Annotated in this window: 1 protein-coding gene; it reads right to left on the bottom strand. The window is 46.8% G+C overall.

The genetic code is table 11. The features are described from left to right. On the bottom strand, positions 1-1443 hold a 1443-nt coding region (locus PX481_RS08500; RefSeq protein WP_288094362.1), incomplete at both ends, for a cation-translocating P-type ATPase.

The raw sequence follows: 1443 nt of genomic DNA, 5'->3' as shown, positions 1-1443 counted from the left end.
TACGGGATTGACTCCTTGACAAATGACCGACATTCGCTTTCTTTGAGAAGAAAAGGGGATTTCAGCGATTCTAGGGAACTCTTGCTTGGTTAGGGATAAATTTAAGCCCGCTTTCGCCCCTAAAACTAATAAGGCTCCTTCCGTGGGATCGCCTAAAATGCTATCGTGACCGTTATCGAGGTTTAAACTGGCATCGTTGCAGAGGATACTGGCAATTAAAAGATGATGTAATTCTAGATCGGTTTTGGGATCGATCGCCCGTTGCTTGGAGTCTAAAAATTGTCCTTTTGGGCTATATCCTTCCCCAGTAACTAAAAAACTGCGATTAACTGTCTCTATCTCCCGCACGGTCATTTTATTTTCCGTTAGCGTCCCGGTTTTGTCGGAACAGATCACATTAACGGAACCAAGGGTTTCTACTGCCGGCAGTTTACGAATCAAGGCCTGACGTTTGACCATGCGTTGGGTACCTAGGGCGAGCGTTAGGGTGATAACTGCGGGTAATCCTTCGGGAACGACGGCTACTGCCATACTAAGGGAAACTTCCACTAATTCCTCTAGGGCCGACCAACCGGCATTGATCAGGCCGATGGTAATAGTTAGGGCCACTAGAATGAGAGAACCAGCAACAAGGACATTACCCAAGTGAGTCATTCTTTTTTGGAGAGGAGTGGGTTCATTGCCGACTGTTGCTAACATTTGAGCGATTTTGCCTAATTCCGTTGTCATCCCCGTATTGGTAACGATGACCTTGGCCCGGCCTTGCAGTACCTCTGTTCCGGTAAAGACAAAATTTAAGCGATCGCCGAGGGGAGTATCTCTGTCTAAGGGGTCAATGGAGGCGGATTTATTAACACTATTTGCCTCTCCTGTCAAGGCCGATTCGCGAATTTGCAGGTTAAAAGCTTCGATAATTTGGCCGTCGGCACTGATTTGGGTTCCCGCTTCAATCAGCATGATGTCCCCGGGGACGAGATTAACCGCGTCTATTTCCCCGCGTTGGCCCTCGCGAATAACATTAACTTGGGGAGAGGAGAGTTTTTTTAAAGCGGCCAGAGCTTTTTCGGCGCGACTTTCTTGCAGATAGCCGAGGATACCATTGAGGATGACAATTGTTAAGATAGCGATCGTATCTTTGAAGGGAACACCAATTTTAGCCAGATGACCGCGCTGTAATGCCAGTAAATCCAGTCCTCCGGAAATTATGGCCACGGCAATTAAGAGGAGGAGCATGATATTGGTAAACTGATCTAGGAGAATTTGCCAATTACTGCGCCCTGGACGTTCTTGTAGTTCATTTTTGCCATAATATTTAATTCTTTCGGCGATTTGCTCCCTATTGAGGCCATTAACAGCCGAACTACCGAGGATAGATAGGGTGGTTTCCACCGGATAGGTATGCCAAGGTTGTTGCAAGTTAAGTCTAGAATGGGCAGAATAGTC

It is taken from the genome of Microcystis sp. M53603_WE2 (assembly GCF_030065435.1).
The sequence above is the reverse complement of the archived record's forward strand: the minus strand, read 5'-3'. Positions and strand labels throughout refer to the sequence as shown.